We start from the raw sequence: 13,822 nt of genomic DNA, 5'->3' as shown, positions 1-13,822 counted from the left end.
TTTAAACTAGCAATTCGCATTGATTGTCAGTGGCTGTGCAGTCCAAGAAAATCGACAATCTGGGTGAAATGATTCTCAAAGCCCGTGAAAGCATGATTTCCGCCCTCTTCTATAGTCTGGCGGCAGGAGGCGTAATACGCCACTGCCTGGCGGTAATCCAGCACTTCATCACCCGTCTGTTGCAACAGCCAGATGAGATCCGGCGCCTCAAGCGGGTCGACCTGCATAACTTTGAGATCGTAAATATGGCGTGACTCTAGCACATATTGCTGCCCGGTGTAGGGGTTCTCGTTTTCGCCAAGAAAGTCCCTCAGCAGCTCAAATGGCCGAACCGCCGGATTAACCACAACGGCAGGTAGCATGAAGCATTGTGAGAGCCAGGTGGCGTAATACCCGCCCAGCGAGGAACCGACCACACCGAAGGTTTCGCCGCCGTGCGCAAGCACAATGGATTCCAGCATCTCCGCGGCCTCTGCCGGGTAAGGCGGCAGCTGCGGGATAATCATCTCAACGTCGGGGTGATGCTCGCTCAGCCACTGGCGAAACAGTGTCGCTTTTGCGGAGCGCGGCGAGCTGTTGAATCCGTGCAGATAAAGGAGCGTAGACATCAATAGCCTTCTGAAGCGGTATCCGGGCGGAATTTTGCACCGGTCAAACGGCAGACTTCCGTGGTCAGCGTGCCGTCGGCATGCAGTTCCAGCCAGCGCCAGCCTGGCGCAATGGTATCCAGCGTAAAGTTGGCGCAGTGCGGCTTAAACTGAACGCAGGTCGACGGCGTCGCCAGCATGCGGCGCCCGTTCCAGTCGAGATCCTGTTCCTGGTGAATATGTCCACACAGCAGGTTTTTCACTCGCGGGAACTTCGCCAGCACGCGATCCAACGCTGCGGAGTTGCGCAGACTGTGCTGATCGAGCCAGCTACAGCCCGCCGGCAGAGGGTGATGATGAAGCAACAGCAGCGTGTGACGTTCAGGTTCAGCAGCCAGTTTGGTCTCCAGCCAGTCGAGCTGAAACTCGCTTAACTCACCGTGCGGGACGCCAAACACCTGGCTGTCCAGCAGCAGGATCTGCCACTGGTCACCCGCAAAAACACATTTCGCCGGAGAAATACCCGCATCCTGGAGAGAACTGTACATAGCGGGCTGGAAGTCATGATTTCCTGGCAGCCAGACGCAAGGCACGCTAAAGCTCGCGATGCCTTCAGCAAAATGCTGGTAGGCCGCGGAAGATTGGTCCTGCGCCAGATCGCCCGTTGCGACAATCAGATCGCATGCACGGTTTTCGGCGTGAATGGCGCTAAGTACCGCCTGATAACTCTCCCAGGTATTCACCCCCAGCAGCGTTTCATGCTTTTCGGCAAAAAGGTGGGTATCGGTGATTTGTAATATCCTGACTGGCGCCCCACCAGCAACAGTCAGGTTCAACAGGCTTTCCAAATGGTGTCCTTAGGTAGGTTTATGACGCTAACAAACCGGAATCGCCATTGCTCCATGTGCTAAACAATATCTTAGCCAGTCGGCTAAAAACTGGTTAATTTGATGCTTTTCGTCGCGTTGATGCAACTTTTTATTCGGGTAATCATACCGCGCCTTGAAGCGAAAGATCTGCTGGCTTGAACACACTTCAGCGACCATCGCGTCGTGATAGAGGCGTACCGTCATTGACGGCAGGCTCCAGTAGCTAATGCTGGGTGCCGTTTGCTCAATTTCCACCAGCGTAGTGTAGCGCGTTGATTCTGTTATCGTTAAACGATACTGCGCGTTGCTCACCTGATAGCTTACCGTTTCGCCGGGTGCGTCGTTTTTCGGCAGCAGGCGGCGCAATTGTGCGAAATTGGTTTCGCACAGGCGCATCATTTCTGGGAAGTCAGGCGTATAGCGCTTCATTTTTTCCACTCGTTTCGTAATGTCTGATAATGCAGCTGCAGCCATTGCAGGGCGATGACAGACGCTGCGTTGTCGATTTTCCCCTCTTCTACCCACTGATAAGCCTGTTCCCGGCTCACCACATGAACCCGAATATCTTCGTTTTCATCTGCCAGACCGTGGATCCCTTCCGCCGTCGTGGCGTCCACTTCGCCCACCATAATGGACAAGCGCTCGCTGGTACCTCCCGGGCTTGCCAGATAGCTCAGCACCGGTTTTGTGCGGCCCACCACCAGCCCGGCCTCTTCCAGCGCCTCGCGTCGGGCGACGTCTTCAACCGTCTCACCTTCTTCGATCATCCCGGCCACCATTTCCAGCAGCCACGGGCTCTCACTGACGTCATAAGCGGCGATGCGGATCTGCTCCACCAGCACAACTTCGTCACGCACTGGGTCAAAGGGTAGCAAGACTGCCGCATGCCCGCGCTCAAAAATTTCGCGTCTGATTTCGCCGCTCATTTCACCGTTGAACAGGCGATGCCTGAAACGGTAAAGATCCATTGAAAAAAAACCGCTATAAAGCGTTTCTCGTGCAATAATTTCTACATCGTTTTTGGTGAATGTCACGGGCAACTTTTCTGGTTTTTGCATGAGTCGAGTCCTGGTAGCAATGGTGATGAAATTGTGAATTTCAAGGCTGTTTGGCTGCCGTTTGTAAGGCTATATGGTAGATTGGTGCAAATTACCGCCAGATGGCACGTAACGCCAACCTTTTGGTGTGGATGATTCTGTTAGAATCGGCAATTATTTTTTAATTAGATCAGCGCTAATACTGCTTCACAACAAGGAATGCAAATGAAGAAATTGCTCCCCATCCTTATCGGCCTGAGCCTGACGGGCTTCAGTGCAATGAGCCAGGCGGAAAACCTGTTACAGGTCTACCAGCAGGCACGTCTGGGCAACCCTGATTTACGTAAATCAGCGGCCGATCGTGATGCTGCGTTTGAAAAGATTAACGAAGCTCGTAGCCCCTTGCTGCCACAGTTAGGTTTAGGTGCAGATTATACCTACAGCAACGGTTTCCGCGACGCTAACGGCGTAAACTCCAATGCTACCAGCGCCTCACTGCAATTAACACAGACGCTGTTTGATATGTCCAAATGGCGTGCCCTGACCCTGCAGGAAAAGAGCGCAGGCATCCAGGATGTGACCTATCAGACCGACCAGCAGACGCTGATCCTGAATACCGCCACGGCGTACTTCAACGTGCTGAGCGCGATTGACGCACTCTCCTACACCGAAGCGCAGAAACAGGCCATTTACCGTCAGTTAGATCAAACCACCCAGCGCTTCAACGTGGGCCTGGTCGCGATCACCGACGTACAGAACGCCCGTTCACAGTACGACACCGTGCTGGCTAACGAAGTGACCGCGCGTAACAACCTCGACAACGCGCTGGAATCCCTGCGTCAGGTCACCGGCAATTACTATCCTGAGCTGGCCTCCCTGAACGTCGACAGCTTCAAAACGGATAAGCCGCAGGCCGTTAACGCCCTGCTGAAAGAGGCGGAAAACCGCAACCTGACGCTGCTGCAGGCGCGTTTGAGCCAGGACCTGGCCCGCGAGCAAATTCGTCAGGCGCAGGACGGCCATCTGCCAACCCTGAGCCTGAGCGCGTCTACCGGTGTCTCTGATACAACCTACAGCGGCTCTAAAACCAATACGTCCCAGTATGACGACAGCAATATGGGCCAGAACAAGGTGGGCCTGAGCTTCTCCCTGCCGCTGTATCAGGGCGGTCAGGTCAACTCCCAGGTGAAACAGGCGCAGTACAACTTTGTTGGCGCGAGCGAGCAGCTGGAAAGCGCCCACCGCAACGTGGTGCAGACCGTACGTTCCTCCTTCAACAACGTGAACGCCTCAATCAGCAGCATCAACGCCTATAAACAGGCCGTTGTTTCTGCACAGAGCTCCCTGGACGCGATGGAAGCAGGTTACTCGGTCGGTACACGTACTATTGTGGACGTGCTCGATGCGACCACCACGCTGTACAACGCGAAACAGCAGCTCTCCAGCGCGCGTTACCAGTACCTGATTAACCAGCTGAACATCAAACAGGCTCTGGGTACGCTGAACGAGCAAGACCTGCAGATGCTGAACAGCGCGTTGGGCAAACCGGTCTCCACTTCTCCGGACAGCGTTGCACCGGAGAACCCGGAGCAGGTTGCCGCGGTTGATAACTTCAACGCTAACGGCACTACCCCTGCTGCACAGCCTGCTGCCGCGCGCACCACAGCGCCTGCCAGCAAGAGCAATAATCCGTTCCGTAACTAAGAGTGTCATCAGGCCCACTGCGGCCTGATGCCTTCACTCCAGCCCTCTTCCACAGGGAGAGGGCGCATCTGAATCACATCCGAACGTAAGTCAACGTAAAGATCCCCCTGATTCCGCCCCTCTTCGCTTCATTTTCAACCACTCATCCTCTATCCTGAGCGTTATTACCACTGGGTCCTGGAAGACAAAGATGAAACGGACAAAAACGATCAATCACGCGTCGTTCCGCAAGAGCTGGAACGCACGTCACCTCACCCCTGTTGCGCTGGCGGTCACGGCTGTCTTTATGCTGGCAGGCTGTGAGAAAAATGACGAAACGGTTTCGCTGTATCAAAACGCGGACGACTGTTCTGCCGCAACCGGCAAAGCCGCCGAATGTAAAACGGCTTACACCAGCGCGCTGAAAGAAGCGGAACGTACCGCGCCGAAATATGCCTCACGCGAAGACTGCGTGGCGGAGTTTGGTGAAGGTCAGTGCCAGCAGGCACCGGCTCAGGCAGGCACCGCACCTGAAAATCAGGCGCAGGCGCAGTCCAGCGGCAGCTTCTGGATGCCGCTGATGGCAGGCTACATGATGGGCCGCCTGATGGGCGGTGGTGCAGGCTACCAGCAGCAGCCGCTGTTTAGCTCGAAAAACCCGGCCAGCCCGGCTTACGGTCAATATACCGATGCCAGCGGCAAAGGCTACGGCGCAGCGACCCCTGGCCGCACCATGACCGTACCGAAAACGGCGATGGCGCCGAAGCCTGCGACCACCAGCACCATCACCCGTGGCGGGTTCGGTGAGTCTGTGGCGAAGCAGACCAGCATGCAGCGCAGCGCGACAGGCACCTCATCTACTCGCTCTATGGGCGGCTGATCATGGAACGAGTCAGTATCACCGAGCGCCCGGACTGGCGCGAAAAAGCCACCGAGTACGGTTTTAACTTCCACACCATGTACGGCGAGCCGTACTGGTGTGAAGACGCCTATTACAAGCTCACGCTGGCCCAGGTTGAGAAGCTGGAAGAGGTAACGGCCGAGCTGCATCAGATGTGCCTGAAGGTGGTTGAAAAAGTCATCGACAGCGACGAGCTGATGGCAAAGTTCCGCATTCCAAAGCACAACTGGAGCTTTGTCCGCCAGTCGTGGAAAACGAATCAGCCTTCGCTTTACTCTCGCCTGGATCTGGCGTGGGACGGCAAAGGTGAACCGAAGCTGCTGGAAAACAACGCCGATACCCCAACGTCCCTGTACGAAGCGGCGTTCTTTCAGTGGATTTGGCTGGAAGACCAGGCCAATGCCGGAAACCTGCCGGAAGGCAGCGACCAGTTCAACAGCCTGCAGGAAAAGCTGATCGAGCGCTTCGCCGAGCTGCGCGAGCAGTTTGGCTTCAACCTGCTGCATCTCGCCTGCTGCCGCGACACGGAAGAAGACCGTGGCACGGTTCAGTATCTGCAGGATTGCGCCGCTGAAGCGGAGGTGGCGACCGAGTTCCTCTATATTGAGGATATTGGCCTGGGTGAAAAAGGTCAGTTCACGGACATGCAGGACCAGGTGATCAGCAACCTGTTCAAGCTCTACCCGTGGGAATACATGCTGCGCGAGATGTTCTCCACCAAGCTGGAAGATGCTGGCGTGCGCTGGCTTGAGCCGGCATGGAAGAGCATTATCTCCAACAAAGCCCTGCTGCCGATGCTCTGGGAGATGTTCCCGAACCATCCGAACCTGCTGCCGGCGTACTTTGCAGAAGATGATTACCCGCAAATGGAGAAGTACGTCGTTAAGCCGATCTTCTCCCGCGAAGGCGCGAACGTGTCGATTATCGAAAACGGCAAGACGCTGGAAGCGGTTGAAGGGCCGTACGGCGAAGAAGGGATGATCGTCCAGGAGTTCTATCAACTTCCAAAATTTGGCGACAGCTATACGCTGATTGGCAGCTGGCTCATCAACGATCAGCCTGCCGGAATTGGCATTCGCGAAGATCGCGCACTGATCACGCAGGATCTGTCGCGGTTCTATCCGCACATTTTCGTGGAGTAAGACTGCGGCCTGATGCCCTCTCCTACAGGGAGAGGGTGGAAAGACTAAAAACGGCAACCTGACGTTGCCGTTTTGCTTTTATTATCCCACCTGCACCGATAGCATACTCAAACTGCCCATCTCAATACCGTCGACCGGGATCGTAACCGGCTCCTGACCATCCCACGCGCCAAGTACGTACAGCAGCGGCAGGAAGTGCTCCGGGGTCGGGTTAGAAAGCGAACCGCCCTCATGATCCAGAAAGTTCACCAGCGGATGCGCCTCAGCCGGCCCCTGCCAGGTCAGGTTCGCTTTAACATAGTCGTTAAAGGCGGTCGCCCACGGGTAGGGCGTATTCTCACCGTGCCAGCGTGCGGTACGCAGGTTATGCACCACGTTGCCGCTCGCCACCAGCATGATGCCTTCATCACGCAGGGTCGCCAGCTTGCGGCCCATCTCCAGATGCCAGGCGGCCGGTTTGGTGCTGTCGATGCTCAACTGCACCATCGGAATATCCGCATCAGGATACATTTTAATAAGCACGCCCCAGGAGCCGTGGTCAAAGCCCCAGGCCTCTTTATCCAGCGTCACAGGGACAGGCGCCACCAAATCCACCAGCCTTTGTGCCAGCTCGGGCGAGCCGGGGGCCGGATAATGCGTGTCGTAAAGCGCCTGCGGGAAGCCGCCAAAATCATGAATGGTTTTTGGCGCTTCCATGGCGGTCACGCCCGTCCCACGGGTAAACCAGTGCGCAGATACCACCACGATCGCTTTCGGACGCGGTAGCGTCTCGCCCAGATGACGCCAGGCGCGGGTATAGACGTTGTCTTCCAGAACGTTCATAGGACTACCGTGGCCTAAAAACAGGGCTGGCATACGTGAAGAAGTCATGGTGATATCCTTACGAAAGGTGTCAATTTAATGGTGCTACATTACGCGCAATCCGGCAAAGATGAACGCAGATAAGCGTGAAGATCATCATCAGGAAATTTGAATGTAAGGAATGTGTAAAGCCGGGTTTTCCCCCTCGCTTTGCCAGAAATGAATCATTTATATTAATGAGAATCATTATCATAAGGAGCAATGCATGTCAGTCCCTCTGATCCTGACCATACTGGCGGGCGCCGCGACCTTCATCGGTGCGCTTCTCGGCGTGCTCGGCCAAAAGCCCTCTAACCGCGTGCTGGCCTTCTCACTGGGCTTTGCTGCCGGGATCATGTTGCTCATCTCCCTGATGGAAATGCTCCCTGCCGCGCTGGGCACGGAAGGCATGTCTCCGCTGCTGGGCTACGGCATGTTTGTCTTTGGCCTGCTGGGATACTTTGCCCTCGATCGAATGCTGCCGCACGCCCATCCGCAGGATTTAATGCAAAAAAACGTGACGCCCATGCCGCGCAATATCAAGCGTACCGCCGTGCTGTTAACGCTTGGCATCAGCCTGCATAACTTCCCGGAAGGCGTCGCCACCTACGTGACGGCCAGCAGCAATCTTGAGATGGGCTTTGGCATCGCGTTGGCGGTCGCCTTACACAATATTCCTGAAGGACTGGCCGTTGCCGGACCCGTGTATGCCGCAACGGGATCGAAACGCACCGCGGTGTTCTGGGCCGGTATTTCCGGGATGGCCGAAATCCTTGGCGGCGTGCTGGCCTGGCTGATCCTTGGTAGCCTGGTCTCTCCGGTAGTGATGGCAGCGATTATGGCAGCGGTTGCCGGGATCATGGTTGCGCTTTCGGTGGATGAGCTGATGCCGCTGGCGAAGGAGATCGATCCTAACAACAACCCCAGCTATGGCGTGCTGTGCGGAATGTCGGTGATGGGATTAAGTCTGGTTCTGCTGCAGACCGCAGGAATCGGGTAAAAAAACGCCGGGACATCCCGGCGTTTTTATTATCAGCTGGCTTTGCGCTCGTGCGCCTGGCGATACTCGACCAGATCTTCAATCGTTACCACCGGCATATTGTGCAGACGGGCAAAGGTGATGCACTCCGGCGCGCGCGCCATGGTGCCGTCATCGTTGGTCAGTTCACACAGCACACCGGCAGGTTTGAAGCCCGCCAGCGTCACCAGGTCGATCGTCGCTTCGGTGTGACCGCCGCGGGTCAACACGCCGCCCGCCTGCGCGCGCAGCGGGAAGACGTGGCCTGGACGATGCAGATCGGATGGCTTCGCACCATCGGCAATAGCTGCACGAACGGTGGTCAGACGGTCAGCCGCAGACACACCGGTGGTCACGCCATGCGCCGCTTCAATGGTCACGGTAAAACCGGTACCAAAGGCGCTCGTGTTGTTTTCGACCATCATCGGCAGCTCGAGCTGCTTACGACGATCTTCAGTAATACACAGGCATACGATGCCGCTGCCGTGACGGATGGTCAGCGCCATCTGTTCAACGGTCATGTTTTCGGCGGCGAAAATCATATCGCCTTCGTTTTCACGGTTTTCATCGTCAAGCACCATCACACCGCGGCCTTCGCGCAGTGCATCCAGTGCATGTTCAACACGTTGAGTTGAAGTGCCAAAAGAGGAAAGTAGCGTCTGATTCATGGTAAAAAAACCTCATTAACATTATGGTTACCAGAATCAGGGCAGTCTTAGGAGCGCCGTATAAGCGGCAAAAAGATAACGTGAGCGGGCCCATGCCCGACTTGATCGTTACTCTCTCCCATCCGGACTCTAACCGTCGGCCCCGGAATTACACCGGATCTGCTGACCTTTGAGTGTTCACCCAAAGCGCTCGCGGGCTTTCAGCGTCACGCTGATTTACCGCCGGTGGGGAATTTCGCCCCGCCCTGAGAATAAGCGAGATAACTATAACGCTATTGATTATCCTGGGCAATGCATAAGCATCAAACAATTTTGTTTACCCCGGGCATGACGCGCTACAATGGACACTAACACCTTTCCATCAAGGGAAACGACAATGATTGACCCGAAAAAAATTGAGCAGATCGCGCGTCAGGTTCATGAATCTATGCCAAAAGGCATTCGTGAATTTGGTGATGACGTAGAAAAGAAAATCCGCCAGACGCTGCAGGCGCAGTTGGTTCGCCTTGATTTAGTCAGTCGCGAAGAGTTTGACGTGCAGACCCAGGTTCTGCTGCGCACCCGCGAGAAGCTGGCGCTGCTGGAACAGCGTCTGACCGAGCTGGAAAACCGCAATGCGCCGGAAGAAGTGAAGCCGGCACCGGCCATTCCGCCGGTGGATGACCAGGAGTAAGTGCGGCCTGATGCCCTCACCCCAGCCCTCTCCCACAGGGAGAGGGTGAAAAAAAACGGGCCAAACGGCCCGTTTTTTTACTTACTGTCTTTCTGAATCTTCTTGATGATGTTGGTGGTTGAGCACCCGTCCTCAAAGTTGAGCACCATCACCTCGCCGCCGTTGGCCCAGACCTCTTCGCTGCCCGCGATTTGCTCCGGCTTGTAATCCCCGCCTTTTACCAGCAGGTCCGGCAGAATACCGGCAATCAGGCGCTGCGGCGTGTCTTCTTCAAACGACACCACCCAGTCCACGGCTTCCAGCGCACCGAGCACGATCATACGCTGCTCCAGCGGGTTCACCGGACGCGTTTCACCCTTCAGGCGTTTGGTCGACGCATCGCTGTTGACCGCCACAATCAGGCGATCGCCCAGCTTGCGCGCATTCGCCAGATACGAAACGTGGCCAGCGTGCAGAATGTCGAACACGCCGTTGGTCATCACCACCTTTTCCCCACGCTTGCGCGCGGCGGCGACGGCTACCTTCAGCTCGTCTTCAGTCATGACGCCAAAACCAGTATCCGCGCGACCACGCACCGCGTTTTCCAGCTCGATTGGGGAAACGGTTGAGGTCCCAAGTTTACCGACGACCACGCCCGCCGCGGCGTTAGCGAAGTAGCACGCCTCTTCCAGAGAATTACCCGCTGCCAGCGTCGCCGCCAGCACGCCGATCACCGTGTCACCGGCACCGGTCACGTCGTACACTTCCTGCGCCTGGGTTGGCATATGCAGCGGCGCTTTGCCCGGCTGCAGCAGCGTCATCCCCTGCTCAGAGCGGGTCACCAGAAGCGCAGATAATTCGAAGTCTGCAATGATCTTCATGCCGCGCTCAACCAGCTCTTCCTCGGTTTTGCATTTGCCCGCCACCGCTTCAAATTCGGAGAGGTTTGGCGTCAGCAGGGTTGCGCCGCGATAGCGCTCAAAATCGGTTCCTTTCGGGTCGATCAGCACCGGCACGCTGGCTTTACGCGCCAGCTGAATCATCGTTTGCACGCTCGCCAGCGCGCCTTTGGCGTAGTCGGACAGCACCAGCGCGCCGATATTGCCCAGCGCCTGGTTGATACGCTCGTGCAGCGGCTCGGGATCAACGCCTTCGAACCCTTCTTCAAAGTCGAGGCGGATCAGCTGCTGGTTGCGCGACAGCACGCGCAGTTTCGTAATCGTTGGGTGGGTCGGAACAGAAACGAAGTCGCACTTCACGTTCACGTCCGCCAGCGACTTGCTCAGCGCGCGCGCCGCATCGTCGATGCCGGTCAAGCCCACCAGACGCGACTGCGCGCCCAGAGAGGCAATGTTCATCGCCACGTTTGCCGCGCCGCCGGGACGCTCTTCAATGGTGTCGACCTTAACCACCGGTACCGGTGCTTCCGGAGAGATGCGGCTGGTCGGTCCATACCAGTAGCGATCCAGCATCACATCCCCAACAACCATAACTCCAGCACGTTCAAACTCTGGCAGTGTTACTTTCATTCCTGACTCCAGAAAGATTCACAATTTGCGCGCGATAATATCACACTTGATTTGTTACGCACGGTTCCACCAGCCACTTCTGCCAGCTGGCCGTTACCTGAGCGCGTTCTGCGACAAAACAGTCCAGCGCCACGTGCCCCGGCTGCTCCTGCAGCGCCAGGTGATGAAGCTCGTCGCGCAGCGTCGTGTAGGCGCGGGTTAAAGCCTGCGCCTCCTGCTCGTCCATGATGTCGTTTTGCGCCAGCAGTTCCAGAATGCGCACGTTATCCGACCAACGCGTCAGCTTCGGCTTGTCGTGGGCGTGAAGCAGCACCAGATACTGGGTAATGAACTCAATATCGGTAATCCCGCCCTCGTCGGCTTTAATATCAAAGCGATCACGGTGTTTATTGCCCAAATGCGCGCGCATTTTTTCGCGCATCTCGCGCACTTCCGTTTGCAGCGTGCTGCCATCACGCACGGTAGTCATAACCTCCTTGCGGATGACGTCAAACTGCGTTTTGAGCTGAGGATCGCCATACACCACGCGAGCGCGCACCAGCGCCTGATGCTCCCACGTCCAGGCTTCGTTCTTCTGGTAATCGGCGAAGGATTCCGTTGAGGTCACCAGCATGCCCGCCGCGCCGGACGGACGCAGGCGCGCATCAACTTCATACAAAATGCCCGACGAGGTGCGGGTGCTGAACAGGTGCATGATGCGCTGCGCCAGGCGCAGGTAGAACTGGCGACCGTCAATCTCGCGCTCGCCGTCGGTCATCACGTCAACCGGGCAGTCGTGCAGGAAGATTAAATCCAGATCGGAGCTGTATCCCAGCTCCCAGCCGCCGAGCTTGCCGTAACCCACCACGGCAAACCCTCGCCCCTCACGATCAGCAAGGTGCTTCGGCTGGCCGTAGCGGGCCACCATCTGCACCCACGCCTGCTGCACTACCGCGTCGATGATCGCCTCCGCGAGCCAGGTTAAGTGATCGCTCACTTTCATCACCGGCAGCGTTCCGGCGATGTCCGCCGCCGCCACGCGCAGCATCTGCGCCTGCTTAAACTGGCGCAGCGCCTCCAGCTGCTGCTCTTCGTCTTCTTCCGGCACGCGTAGCAGATACTGACGCAGCTCGTCCCGGTAGGCATCCGTCGCCGTGGGTTGATACAGCGTGTTCGGATCGAGCAGCTCATCCAGCAGCAGCGGATATCGCGCCAGCTTGTTGGCCACCATCGGCGAGGCGGCGCAGAGCGTAATCAGATGCTTCAGCGCCCCCGGGAACTCGCTCAGAAGCTCCAGATACGTGGTGCGCGTAATAATCCCGCTCAGCAGCGGCATCATGCGCGACAGCGGCACCGGCGCGTCCGCCCGCGAGCAGACCTCGCTCAGCAGATGCGGCATCAGGTGATCCAGCACCTGACGACCACGCGGGCCGATTGCCCGTTTGTTCAGTTCGAGACGGAAATCCGCGATCAGCGCCACCACGCGATGGCGGGCGTCGTCGGTTAAATGCGTCAGTACCGGCGTGGTGTCATCTTCCTGAAGCGCGTCCTGCCACAGCTCGCGCCAGTGCTCGGAAAGCGCATCGTCCTGCGATTCACTTTCGTCATCACCGATCAGCTCGTTAAAGATGCGGCGCACGCCCGCCATGTGAGCGTCCAGCCGTTCGGTCAGCGTAGACCAGTCATCCACGCGCATGCCCCAGGCCAGGCGCGCCCGATTAAGATCATCGCCCGGCAGGGTCTGGGTCTGTTCGTCGTTGATGCTTTGCAGCAGGTTTTCCAGACGTCGCAGGAAAAGATAGGCCTCGCGCAGGGTTTGCGCGTCGCCGTCCGGCAGCAGATGAAGCTGCTCGATGGCGCTCAGCGTCGGCAATAGCGAGCGGGACTGTAACGACGGCTCACGCCCGCCGCGAATAAGCTGGAAGACCTGAACGATAAATTCGATTTCGCGAATACCGCCCGCGCCGAGCTTGATGTTGTCCTTAAGCCCGCGACGGCGAACCTCACGGGCGATCATCCCTTTCATATTACGCAGGGACTGGATGACGCTGAAGTCGATATAGCGACGGAACACGAACGGGCGCAGCATGGCGCGCAGTTCGTTAGCGTAAGCGTCGTCGCTGTCGCCCATGATCCGCGCTTTGACCATCGCATAGCGCTCCCAGTCGCGCCCCTGCTCCTGGTAGTAATCCTCCAGCGCGGCAAAGCTCAGCACCAGAGGTCCACTGTCGCCAAACGGACGCAGGCGCATGTCCACGCGGTAAACAAAGCCGTCCTGCGTCGGCTGATCCAGCGCCTTAATCAGACGCTGACCGAGGCGGGTAAAGAACTGGGCGTTGTCCAGCTCGCGACGACCGCCGCGCGTGGAGCCGTTCTCGGGCCACGCGAAAATCAGGTCGATATCGGAGGAGAAGTTCAGTTCGCAGCCGCCCAGCTTGCCCATCCCCAGAATCAGCAGCGGCTGAGGAACCCCTTCCTCGCTGCACGGCGTGCCCCACTCTTTACAGCAGGCGGCATAGAGCCAGTCGCGCGCGGCGACAATCAGCGTTTGCGCCAGCTCGCTTAACTGCTGCAGCGTGCTCTCTTCGCTCACCAGCTCCAGCGCCTGAGCCCAGGCAATGCGCACCATCACCCGACGGCGGAAATGGCGCAGGACGCGCATCAGCGTCGCTTCATCCGCTACGTCTTCGAGTGCGGCCTGCAGCCAGCCGGCATAGTGCCGCCACTCGTCCGCCTGCGGCGGTGCGTTTTCAAGCTCCGCCAGCCAGTCCGGGTAGACGGCGATGCTTTCCTGCACAAAATCACTGAAGGCGAGCACGCTCTTCGCCTGCTCGCTTAACGATGACGCCGGTAATGACTCAGGCAGACGTTCGCAAACGTTCTGCCACTGCTGCTGTAACGCTGAAGAAAGCGGCAT

General features: G+C 57.5%; 13 protein-coding genes and 1 riboswitch. Of the genes, 5 read left to right on the top strand and 8 right to left on the bottom strand.

Going from position 1 to position 13,822, the window contains the following annotated elements; translation table 11 throughout:
* Positions 1–26: 26 nt before the first annotated feature.
* The 4 genes from yqiA to nudF are packed head-to-tail and all read right to left on the bottom strand — an operon-like array spanning position 27 to position 2,514.
* A complete protein-coding gene (gene yqiA / locus F0319_RS19935) occupies positions 27–608 on the bottom strand; it encodes an esterase YqiA (protein WP_047173609.1) in 582 nt (193 codons plus the stop codon).
* Complete coding sequence (gene cpdA / locus F0319_RS19930) at positions 608–1,435, bottom strand: 3',5'-cyclic-AMP phosphodiesterase (RefSeq protein WP_111963286.1); 828 nt, start codon at positions 1,433–1,435, stop codon at positions 608–610. The genes yqiA and cpdA overlap by 1 nt, the downstream gene beginning before the upstream one ends.
* Positions 1,436–1,462: 27 nt before the next feature.
* Entirely contained in the window at positions 1,463–1,885 is a 423-nt protein-coding gene (locus F0319_RS19925) for a DUF1249 family protein (RefSeq protein WP_014833293.1), read from the bottom strand.
* Entirely contained in the window at positions 1,882–2,514 is a 633-nt protein-coding gene (gene nudF, locus F0319_RS19920) for an ADP-ribose diphosphatase (protein ID WP_149367619.1), read from the bottom strand. The genes F0319_RS19925 and nudF overlap by 4 nt, the downstream gene beginning before the upstream one ends.
* Before the next feature lie 204 nt (positions 2,515–2,718).
* On the opposite strand from nudF, the gene tolC reads away from it, so the two are divergent.
* The 3 genes from tolC (at position 2,719) to F0319_RS19905 (ending at position 6,219) form a co-directional block, all read left to right on the top strand.
* A complete protein-coding gene (gene tolC / locus F0319_RS19915) occupies positions 2,719–4,197 on the top strand; it encodes an outer membrane channel protein TolC (protein ID WP_111963287.1) in 1,479 nt (492 codons plus the stop codon).
* 190 nt (positions 4,198–4,387) lie between these two features.
* Complete coding sequence (locus F0319_RS19910; protein WP_149367618.1) at positions 4,388–5,056, top strand: DUF1190 family protein; 669 nt, start codon at positions 4,388–4,390, stop codon at positions 5,054–5,056.
* A 2-nt stretch (positions 5,057–5,058) separates the two neighbouring features.
* Positions 5,059–6,219, top strand: coding sequence for a glutathionylspermidine synthase family protein (locus F0319_RS19905; RefSeq protein WP_149367617.1), 1,161 nt, complete (start codon positions 5,059–5,061; stop codon positions 6,217–6,219).
* A gap of 81 nt (positions 6,220–6,300) precedes the next feature.
* On the opposite strand, the gene ygiD is transcribed toward F0319_RS19905, so the two are convergent.
* Positions 6,301–7,089 carry a 4,5-DOPA-extradiol-dioxygenase gene (ygiD, locus tag F0319_RS19900; RefSeq protein ID WP_149367616.1) on the bottom strand — a complete coding sequence of 263 codons (789 nt, stop codon included), beginning with the start codon at positions 7,087–7,089 and terminating at the stop codon, positions 6,301–6,303.
* A gap of 196 nt (positions 7,090–7,285) precedes the next feature.
* Between ygiD and zupT the strand changes: the two genes are divergently transcribed.
* Positions 7,286–8,059: a zinc transporter ZupT gene (gene zupT, locus F0319_RS19895; protein WP_033146665.1), complete on the top strand. Its 774-nt coding sequence runs from the start codon at positions 7,286–7,288 to the stop codon at positions 8,057–8,059.
* 32 nt (positions 8,060–8,091) lie between these two features.
* Here zupT and ribB read toward each other — a convergent pair whose 3' ends face one another.
* Entirely contained in the window at positions 8,092–8,745 is a 654-nt protein-coding gene (gene ribB / locus F0319_RS19890) for a 3,4-dihydroxy-2-butanone-4-phosphate synthase (RefSeq protein ID WP_010435670.1), read from the bottom strand.
* 106 nt (positions 8,746–8,851) lie between these two features.
* A riboswitch (FMN riboswitch) is annotated at positions 8,852–9,002 on the bottom strand.
* A gap of 119 nt (positions 9,003–9,121) precedes the next feature.
* Here ribB and ubiK point away from each other — a divergent pair.
* A complete protein-coding gene (gene ubiK, locus F0319_RS19885) occupies positions 9,122–9,418 on the top strand; it encodes a ubiquinone biosynthesis accessory factor UbiK (RefSeq protein WP_014071796.1) in 297 nt (98 codons plus the stop codon).
* Between the two features lie 77 nt (positions 9,419–9,495).
* On the opposite strand, the gene hldE is transcribed toward ubiK, so the two are convergent.
* Positions 9,496–10,926 (bottom strand): bifunctional D-glycero-beta-D-manno-heptose-7-phosphate kinase/D-glycero-beta-D-manno-heptose 1-phosphate adenylyltransferase HldE, encoded by a 1,431-nt coding sequence (gene hldE, locus F0319_RS19880; RefSeq protein ID WP_149367615.1) that lies wholly within the window; start codon positions 10,924–10,926, stop codon positions 9,496–9,498.
* A 40-nt stretch (positions 10,927–10,966) separates the two neighbouring features.
* Positions 10,967–13,822 carry a bifunctional [glutamate--ammonia ligase]-adenylyl-L-tyrosine phosphorylase/[glutamate--ammonia-ligase] adenylyltransferase gene (gene glnE, locus F0319_RS19875; RefSeq protein WP_149367614.1) on the bottom strand — a complete coding sequence of 952 codons (2,856 nt, stop codon included), beginning with the start codon at positions 13,820–13,822 and terminating at the stop codon, positions 10,967–10,969.

It is taken from the genome of Enterobacter vonholyi, from assembly GCF_008364555.1.
GTDB classification, from domain to species: domain Bacteria; phylum Pseudomonadota; class Gammaproteobacteria; order Enterobacterales; family Enterobacteriaceae; genus Enterobacter; species Enterobacter vonholyi.
This window is presented reverse-complemented; position numbering and strand designations above follow the sequence as displayed.

Excerpts from the sequence above, each read along its gene's own strand:
- yqiA (WP_047173609.1), bottom strand. The coding sequence starts at position 608 with ATGTCTACGCTCCTTTATCTGCACGGATTCAACAGCTCGCCGCGCTCC.
- F0319_RS19925 (WP_014833293.1), bottom strand. The coding sequence starts at position 1,885 with ATGAAGCGCTATACGCCTGACTTCCCAGAAATGATGCGCCTGTGCGAA.
- nudF (WP_149367619.1), bottom strand. The coding sequence starts at position 2,514 with ATGCAAAAACCAGAAAAGTTGCCCGTGACATTCACCAAAAACGATGTA.
- tolC (WP_111963287.1), top strand. The coding sequence starts at position 2,719 with ATGAAGAAATTGCTCCCCATCCTTATCGGCCTGAGCCTGACGGGCTTC.
- F0319_RS19910 (WP_149367618.1), top strand. The coding sequence starts at position 4,388 with ATGAAACGGACAAAAACGATCAATCACGCGTCGTTCCGCAAGAGCTGG.
- F0319_RS19905 (WP_149367617.1), top strand. The coding sequence starts at position 5,059 with ATGGAACGAGTCAGTATCACCGAGCGCCCGGACTGGCGCGAAAAAGCC.
- ygiD (WP_149367616.1), bottom strand. The coding sequence starts at position 7,089 with ATGACTTCTTCACGTATGCCAGCCCTGTTTTTAGGCCACGGTAGTCCT.
- zupT (WP_033146665.1), top strand. The coding sequence starts at position 7,286 with ATGTCAGTCCCTCTGATCCTGACCATACTGGCGGGCGCCGCGACCTTC.
- ribB (WP_010435670.1), bottom strand. The coding sequence starts at position 8,745 with ATGAATCAGACGCTACTTTCCTCTTTTGGCACTTCAACTCAACGTGTT.
- ubiK (WP_014071796.1), top strand. The coding sequence starts at position 9,122 with ATGATTGACCCGAAAAAAATTGAGCAGATCGCGCGTCAGGTTCATGAA.
- hldE (WP_149367615.1), bottom strand. The coding sequence starts at position 10,926 with ATGAAAGTAACACTGCCAGAGTTTGAACGTGCTGGAGTTATGGTTGTT.
- glnE (WP_149367614.1), bottom strand. The coding sequence starts at position 13,822 with ATGCCGCTTTCTTCAGCGTTACAGCAGCAGTGGCAGAACGTTTGCGAA.